Below are 8,463 nucleotides of genomic sequence, written 5' to 3'. Positions count from 1 at the left end.
CTCGCTTGATTAAAGCTTGGTTATACGAGGACCAATTGGTTGTACGGTAAGTTTTAGGTGCAGGCTTCTTCATCTGGAAATTATATTGCTAAAGAAGCCCTCAAGAATAGCTTTGTGCAACAAAGCCGTTTCATACTGATAATAAACGCCATCAATATTCTAAAAGTAAAGTAGTTTACTTTGAAAGCTGTCCAGTTTTTTGGATTTATCTCGTAGAAATATGAATAAGGTCTGATCTGTTGGAAACATAAAAATATGTTAAGTAAATATCAATAAGATTTTTATATAAACCTTAGATTACATAAATTTCCTTCTTCTTACTTATCTGGCTGAGACTTGCTTAAATTTAATTAATATGGTGAGTTAATTCACATTATTTAAAAATATTTTACATTTTGTCACATATTTTTTAGTGTGAGGTGTGTTGTATTTAAAAAATAGACTTTTTTTCAATAAATAGTAATTTTCACAATTATTTATTAAATATATTAAAAGCTCATGAAGGGGTATAATTTCTAAAGTGACTTATTTAATTGAAATTTTCTTAAAGACTTAATTTTTCAATTAAGTGAAATATCATAGAATCTAATTGTATGATTTTTTTAATAAAGAAAGATTAATCTATAATAAATTGTTAGTTAATATTTTTTTGATAAACATATCTCTACTTTTAAAAAAATATAATTGTTATGATTGATAAATAGACATATTGAGGTGTTTATTAATGGATCTAAAAAAAGAAAAAAATAAGATCAAAAACTTTGAAGGAATCAATATTGTAAGACATAAGTCTTTATTTATTGAAAAAGATAATAGTTTATCAAATAAATATTCTAAAAATACACAGGGGCATAAGAATGGAATAATACAATTTTCCTCAAAGAAGAATGGAGTTAATGAAACAGATAAGAAAAGCTCTTGGCATTATATGGATAAAAAGAATTTTAGTTTAAAAAAATCTTTATTTCCTCATGTTCATTTTTATTCTTTTTCTAATATTTTTACTAAAGAAAAATTATCTAAAAGAATAGTAGATATAGTTATTGCACTAATAGCTTTATTAGTATTATTTCCAGTTTTTATTATTATGAGCTATAAAGTGCGGAAAAATTTAGGCTCCCCCATTTTCTTTTACCAAGAACGCCCGGGTAAAAATGGTAAATTATTTAAAATGATTAAGTTCCGCTCTATGAGAAATGCGGTAGATAAAGATGGTAATATTTTACCTGATAAATTTCGTATCACATCATTTGGGCAGAAAATACGTTCAACCAGCTTAGACGAAATGCCTCAACTGATTAATGTTTTAAAAGGGGATATGAGTATTGTTGGGCCTCGCCCTCAAATGAAAGAGTTTCTAGAACATTATACAGATGAACAAATGCGACGCCATGAGGTAAAACCGGGTATGACAGGGCTTGCTCAGGTGAGTGGACGCAACAATTTATCTTGGGAAGAAAAATTTGAATTAGATGTGCAATATGTTGAACAGTATAATATTTGGTTTGATTTTAAAATTATGTTCAAAACTGCTAAGGTAATGCTAAGCCAAGAGGGAATTAATGCTCCTGATCAGGAAGTGGGTGCTGCGCGGTTTTCAAAAAAAAGTATTCATGACACTAGCTTATTTACAAAAGAGGTGAAATAACACCAAGCATGGATAAATAAGACTTTCACGAAAGCTAAATGCGGAGTACTGCAAGATTATATCTAAACTATCAATTTTGAGCATAAGCGAGTATTAGTATAATGCACCTATGCCTTCCAGCTACAGGTATCGAATGAGGTACTAGTGAAAAACTGAATGTTAGATTGACAGTTCTACAAAAAATACTAAGTGTATGACAAGTGGGTTGAGACCAATGTGACATTCAGGTTAGAAAATTGATGCTGACGCAAGTGATTAATAAAAGGTATAGTCAGTCCTAAGCTACTGAGCCATATATGAGTTGATAAGTATGGTGATTATTGATCCCTCTCTCATCAGTAGCTGATTTATCAGCGGGCTGGGGTCGATTACTTTTTTAAAGACTGGTTCAGTCAGTGTAGGGTAGCTCGATGCATTACTGGATACTTAATAAAAAAACCAGCAAGTGCTGGTTTTTTTATTTTCAGTTTCATCAGTATTTTGGAAGGTATGGAAAAGTTGTCGCTATCACCCGAACTTGAGTGTTGAATAGGTCTTAATAGGAAAATAAGCCCTTTTCTAAGGGGAATTCGATACCAATTGATACACCGCCATCGTTACCGTGTACATCAGAGTCACCCACCCACCCATTCAGTTTAAGTGGAATATCTGGGCGTAGATAATGTGTCCAGGTTAGATCTAGCGCTTTTAATTCATCCTGCGCTGGAAAAGCTAAATTGGTAGTTCCGTTAGATTCATTCAACTTGGCAAACAGCACGCGAGCATTAACCCGATTGAGATGATCCAAACGAATATCGCCACCTACAGACAGCATTTGACCATCACCACCTATGGCATGCGCCAAGGGATAACCATGCTGGTAAAAACCATCGGTGTAGTTGGTGTGATTATAGGAAATGCCTTGTGCTTTACCATTGGTACGGGTATCTGCCCATTCGGTATACAGTTGGAAAGGCATATTGTTATAACTTGATGAATAATCGATTCCAGCCAAATACATTTTTTTGGCCGGCAAGCCGCCTGCTTCATCTTCACCGACATATTGCGCATAGATACCCATCGGGACTTGCACGAGGGGATGTAGATTTAAGCGTGCATCAAAACCGGCAATTTGATTTGATGGATCAGGTTCACCTGTACCACCATTGTCTTTATTGCCAACAAAAGCATCCCAAAGTGAGCTCAGGCTTTCAGGTCGACCTTCACCACCCCATTGCATAGCACGCGATGCACCCAGTTCTAAATAAGGCAAGGGTTGTGCAGTGACACGTAAGCCAATCAGTTTGGCATCAGGCACAGCATCATAATCCTGCAACTGCCCTGCAAAAGCTTGATATTGCCAAGGTCCAATCCAAGCCAACCATTTGTTTGCAAAAGCATTCTGTTCGGCACGCTGCATCGTCACGCCATAGACAGGGCGGCTGGCATCACCACGAATTAAACTGCCATCATGTGCAGGACCCCAGTAGGTTGGAATTTGCCCTGCAATGAGCCATTGATTCAAAAGCTTGCCTGCAATATAGGAACCTTCAACATTGACATCTTGATCGTTATCAATTTGTGGGTCTTTTTCTGCATTGACCCGAATTTTAGCATCCCAGTATTGATTGCCTGCATTGAGTTCCAAACCTGCTTGATATTGCGCTTTTTGTTGGTCGCCAAAGGCTTGTGGAATATTTTTTTGATCTGTTTCTGCAAAAAGCGAGGCTTTGAGCAGTTGGTTATTGGCATTTAAATGTGCCACCACTGCATCTATGACTTTTTGTTGATTGTTGTTGCTGACTTTGGCTTGAGAAAGTGCACGTTGAATTTCATCACCACTCATAGGCCAAGTTGACGTACTAATTTGAATAACGCCTTGCTGATTTAGCCAGTTTAAATCGGTACGTAAGTTTTGGTCATTTAAGACAATGCCTTGGGCAAGGGTTAAGGATGAGCTTAATGCCAGTGTCGCCAGCAGCGCTTTGGGTGCAAACATGCTTATATATTCTCAGCGTTTATAAACTGTAAACAAGATAGGTTTTTGAGTGGATTTTTGCAATGCGAGTTGTTGAGTATTGTTGTAAATATCAAAAGAAAATTCTTTAACAATAGGTGAGTATTGTGGTGGTGGGCTGATGTCAGCCCACCGATCATTTCAAATTAATCCTCATTCTTATTGGCTTTATAGGCATAAGCATAGTTATAACCATAGCCATAACCGCCTGCTTCACGTTGAATATCATTCAAAATAAAGCCATTTACTTTCACGCCAGCTTGTTCAAAGCGGTTGACAGTCAGTTCAAGTTCTTTCATTTGCGTCTTGGCATAACGTGCCACTACCAAATTCACACCCGCATATTGTGAAATAATAATCCCATCGGTGACTGCAAGAACTGGCGGGGTATCAATCAGAATATGGTCAAACTGACTAGACAAGTGCGTGAGCATGTCTGCAAATTTTTGCGTACTTAACAACTCTGACGGATTGGCAGGACTTTTGCCACGGCTCATGATACTTAAATTTTCAACTTCCGTACTACGCACAAGACTGCCTAACTCTTGCTGACCATTCAGGTATTCGGTTAAGCCTGGCTTAGGGTCGTAATTAAAGTATTTGTGCATATAACCACGACGTAAATCGGCATCAATCAATAATACGCGCTTATCACTTTGCGCCAAAATGGTGGCTAGGTTGATTGTAATAAAGGATTTACCCAATTCTGGTGCAGGACCAGAAATCATAATGATATTGTTTTTGGCACTGTTTAAGGCAAAGTGAATAGCGGTACGCATGCTGCGCAGGCTTTCAATGGCAATATCATCACTATTTTTAACCGCAAGAATAGGAATATTTTTTTTCTTTTTTAGAGTTTTAATACGGCTTTCTTGCACAGCTGAATGTGGTACAGTGGCATAAACAGGTAAATCCAGTTCATTTTCAATTTGATTCGAGTCTTTAATACCTGAGCGCAACATATTACGCAGTAAGGCCAACAATGTACCCAGAAAGCCACCCAAGAAAACCGACAAAATCAGAATTTGTAATTTTTTCGGTGCAATTGAGGCAATCGGCTCTACTGCAGTGTCTACAATACGCACGTTGCCAATTTCACCTGCTTTTACAATGCGCAGTTGTTGGTAAGAGTTGAGTAAGTTTGTATAGAGTTGTTGTTTGACTTCTACTTCACGGAACAGTTGTAAATACTGGCGTTGTAGTTCTGGCAAACGTTTGAGTGTGCCGTCTAACTCTGCAATGCGTTTGTTAATTGCCCCCAGTTGCGCATTCATTTGCTGCATAGCTGGGTGTTCATTAGTGTATTTAGCTGAAATTTCTGCGATTTGTTGTTCAAGAGACGCTTTTGTGGTTTCAAGGCTAATACTTTGAGAAATATAGAGATTTGATTCTTGTGTAACATCGACCGTATTATATTGTTGGCGGAAACGGTTAAATTCACGCTCAGCAACATCCAACTGTTGCTTAAGTTCAGGCAGTTGGTCTTCCAGAAATTTTAAAGTTTGTGCAGTTTCTGCGGTACGACGCTCAATATTTTGTTGGCTATATGCAGCTAAAGTTGCGTTTAGTATTTTAGTAATATGCTGCTTGTCTTGTCCTTTGTAAGTTAACTCCAATATTCCAGTCCCTTTCCCTTTTTCTGAAACTTCATATTGAGAAAGTAAAGATGAAACTGAGGCAGGCAAACTCTGCTTACGCAGTATATAGCTAGTGTTAAAATTATCTTGACTAAAAATCGCGACTTTCCATCCCCCAAATTCAGACTGTAATTGACTGACTTGGTTTAAAGGTGCAGAAAATACCACCTGTTCGGTTGCTGCATCGGCCAGGCTGTATTTGCCTTGTGCAAATTTTAAAATTAAATTTTTATCTTGAAAGTATTGCGGGATATCGAACTGGCGAATATCAAAACTTTTTTGATTATCTTTAAATAGTACTGATTGAGATGAATATTCACTGTCATATTCATGCTTGGCAATTAAACGATTCCAGAAACTGTCTTCTGTACCCGAAATGCGAATATTTAAATTCAGATGGTCAATCACGCTACCCAAAACCAAACGTGATTTTAAAATTGCAACTTCTGCTTGAGCTGGCGAGGCTTGATCAATTGCTGTGGCTAGATTTGCGGATAGGACTGAGGAAGCCCCTTTATTGCTCTCAACTTGAATGAGAGCATCAACCTGATAGATATTTGGTGTGGTTCTTAAATACAGTAAAGCGCAAACGATACTGAGTAGAACGCAAAGGGTAATCAGTTTCCATTGAGCGATTAAGGAAAAAAATAATTCCTTTAAATCAATGCTGTCTTCGGTGTTGGCGGTTTGGCTCATAGTTTAAATATCAAAAAGTAAAATTTTAAAAAAGTTAAAATATCAAGAGACTAGATATATTTTTTCCAATCGGCAATGCAGGCTTGAATCAATGTGCAGGTCTCATCAAATACGGTCTGATCATGCTGATATGGGTCAGCAACATTTTTACTTTGCCAATGCCCTAATCTAAAGGTTTTACCCTTAGCAAATGGCCAAGTTTGTTCCACATTCTTTTGTTGATTTTGGCTCATCACCAAAATCAGGTCGGCTTTTTTAATCAGTTCTGCATTGAGTTTTTTTGCCACGTGTGGACTCATGTCAATGCCGTGACGTTGCATACATAAACGGGCTTTGTCATCGGCTGCATGACCCACCAAGCCTGAAATACCTGCAGATTCAATCTGTAAGTGTGGGTACTGCTGTTTTAAAAAGTATTCTGCCATCGGGCTACGGCAAATATTGCCAATACACACCACCAAAATGTGATTAATTTTCATTAGTTCCCCAAGCGTTCAAAGCCATAAATGGCATTAGAAAAAGGAACAATTTGATTAATAATACGTTGCCAACGAACTAAACCTGTCGCATCAACATAAACAATATCATTGCTGCGCATTTTAAACTGGTTGGCCAGACCGAAATCAGCAATGCTGGTCAAGTCCATCTGATAGACCTCAGTGTGGGCAGTATTTGGTTGGCTACGCACCACATACACCTTACTACGACTGGCAGAAAGTGGATTTAAGCCCAGACTTTCACCTAATACATCACTGAGGCTCATGCCTTGATCACGTAATGGTAAAGATTGGTTTTTACCTGACTCACCCATTACATAGATCTTCTGGTTTTCGCGGTTGTTTACATATAATGTGTCATTTGGCTGAATCAATAAGTTATGCAGTGACAGCCCTGCTTTTTCCAGTTCCAGGCTATTCAGCTGATAAGAACGCCCCTGACGCACTAGAGTCATGGAGGCATTATCGCCCTGTTGTGCATTGACCCCACCTGCCATACCTAAAGCCGTATAGACACTCACGGGCTGATCGCTGAGATAAAACTGCCCGCCTTTCATGACATTGCCCTGAACGGAGTAACGTTGTCCTTGATAGGACAGAACTCGCACAATAACATCAGGTGTTTTTAAATAGCGTGATAACTGACTGCGTAATTCAGTATTTACTTGAGTGAGTGACTTACCAGTAGCTTTATAGCGCCCAAGCATAGGGAACTGAATATAGCCTTGAGAGTCGATCTGATAGCCACTTTTTTCATCCGAATTATTTCCTGAAATCTCAGGATAAGCCCATAAATAAATCGACAGGATATCGCCTGAACTTAAACGGTAGTTCTGATGGGAGCTGTTAAATAAATGCGCATAGTCTTTTTGAATATTCTGAATCGCAGGCTGAACCACAAGTATGGATTCCTGGGTAAGCCGAATTACATTGACTGAAGTCCCGAGTTCGGTTTGATAAATGCCTTCTGTAGGCAAGTCATAGGTTTGCAGACCAGAAGTTACTGCACAGCTGGTCAAAGCGAGACCGCAAGTCAGTAAAAAAGCCAGTTGAGTTTTTCGCACATGAAATCCCGTTTTTAATATTTAATTCGTTAAATCTGCGATATTCTACCTGAAAACTTTGATTTTATTATAACAAAATGTATCTGATTTTAACTGAATAGTGAATGAAGACAATAAACCCTGTTCGCTCAATAAAATCTTTTCCCAAAGTCTTCTTTCATAAGCTTAGTTAACCTGAATCATGGATAAGAAATTCAGTTGAAAAAAAGATGACTAAGTTGATAAGAGAGTTACTCCACAAACCAATCAACTAGCCATCCTATGTTCGAGTTTATAACTTTATTCTGTACGATTGACGATTTTTTTCAGAAAAATGAAGCCGTCTATTTGCAATACCTAAAACAAGAAAATCCGAAGGTCAGGCAGAGATCAGGTGTTCTTTGTTTATCTGAGATCATTTTTATCGCGGTCTGGTATTAGAACTCTCAATTTCATCATTTCAAAGTATTTTATGGCATGATACAGCGGTTTTATTATAAGCTTTTCAAAGCCCTACCATCCTATCAGCGGATGGTTTATTTAATCAATCAACATCAACTTGCACTTCAAGCATTGCACATTTCTTTAACTTCTAGTGCTCAAACAGCCTGTGCTTGGGTTGATTCTCCAACTCTACCAGTATGTAAAAATCAGCGTATTCAACGTCACAAATCTTTAAAACAGATTGCTACACGAGGTAAAAGCTCAATGGGTTGGTTCTATGGATGCAACTTGCATGTATTGGTGGATGCTCAGGGGCAATTTGTTCAGACTCAACTGTCGAATGGCTATACTTCAGATATAAAAATTCTGCCGAAGCTAGGGTGTGTCCTCATTTGGCTTTGCACCAAATAAATATACAGGCTATACGAATCATAGATTTATAATTGCGTGCCAGTTTATCAAATCGAGTTGCAATAGCACGGAAATGTTTTAATCTCGCAAA

The 8,463-nt window shown here is 37.8% G+C and carries 6 protein-coding genes and 1 pseudogene; 2 read left to right on the top strand and 5 right to left on the bottom strand.

Annotated features, from left to right (window positions below; translation table 11 throughout):
* The first annotated feature begins 997 nt into the window (after positions 1–997).
* On the top strand, positions 998–1,648 hold the full coding sequence (locus FTU90_RS15340; protein ID WP_180073073.1) for a sugar transferase: 651 nt from the start codon (positions 998–1,000) through the stop codon (positions 1,646–1,648).
* A 535-nt stretch (positions 1,649–2,183) separates the two neighbouring features.
* On the opposite strand, the gene FTU90_RS15335 is transcribed toward FTU90_RS15340, so the two are convergent.
* From FTU90_RS15335 to FTU90_RS15320, 4 genes are all read right to left on the bottom strand, one after another.
* On the bottom strand, positions 2,184–3,626 hold the full coding sequence (locus FTU90_RS15335) for a capsule assembly Wzi family protein (RefSeq protein WP_180073071.1): 1,443 nt from the start codon (positions 3,624–3,626) through the stop codon (positions 2,184–2,186).
* Positions 3,627–3,790: 164 nt separating this feature from the next.
* Positions 3,791–5,977 (bottom strand): polysaccharide biosynthesis tyrosine autokinase, encoded by a 2,187-nt coding sequence (locus FTU90_RS15330; RefSeq protein ID WP_180073069.1) that lies wholly within the window; start codon positions 5,975–5,977, stop codon positions 3,791–3,793.
* A gap of 50 nt (positions 5,978–6,027) precedes the next feature.
* On the bottom strand, positions 6,028–6,456 hold the full coding sequence (locus tag FTU90_RS15325) for a low molecular weight protein-tyrosine-phosphatase (RefSeq protein ID WP_180073067.1): 429 nt from the start codon (positions 6,454–6,456) through the stop codon (positions 6,028–6,030).
* Complete coding sequence (locus tag FTU90_RS15320; RefSeq protein WP_180073065.1) at positions 6,456–7,538, bottom strand: polysaccharide biosynthesis/export family protein; 1,083 nt, start codon at positions 7,536–7,538, stop codon at positions 6,456–6,458. Before FTU90_RS15320 ends, FTU90_RS15325 begins: the two co-directional genes overlap by 1 nt.
* 456 nt (positions 7,539–7,994) lie before the next feature.
* On the opposite strand from FTU90_RS15320, the gene FTU90_RS16360 reads away from it, so the two are divergent.
* Positions 7,995–8,372 carry a transposase gene (locus FTU90_RS16360; RefSeq protein ID WP_180073063.1) on the top strand — a complete coding sequence of 126 codons (378 nt, stop codon included), beginning with the start codon at positions 7,995–7,997 and terminating at the stop codon, positions 8,370–8,372.
* On the opposite strand, the pseudogene FTU90_RS15310 reads toward FTU90_RS16360, so the two are convergent.
* Positions 8,350–8,463: pseudogene (locus tag FTU90_RS15310) on the bottom strand (IS5/IS1182 family transposase); the annotation flags it as partial. The gene FTU90_RS16360 and the pseudogene FTU90_RS15310 sit on opposite strands and share 23 nt — an antisense overlap.

Origin of the sequence: Acinetobacter sp. YH12200 (assembly GCF_013418175.1) — a bacterium.
Taxonomy (GTDB): Bacteria; Pseudomonadota; Gammaproteobacteria; order Pseudomonadales; family Moraxellaceae; genus Acinetobacter; species Acinetobacter pseudolwoffii.
This window is presented reverse-complemented; position numbering and strand designations above follow the sequence as displayed.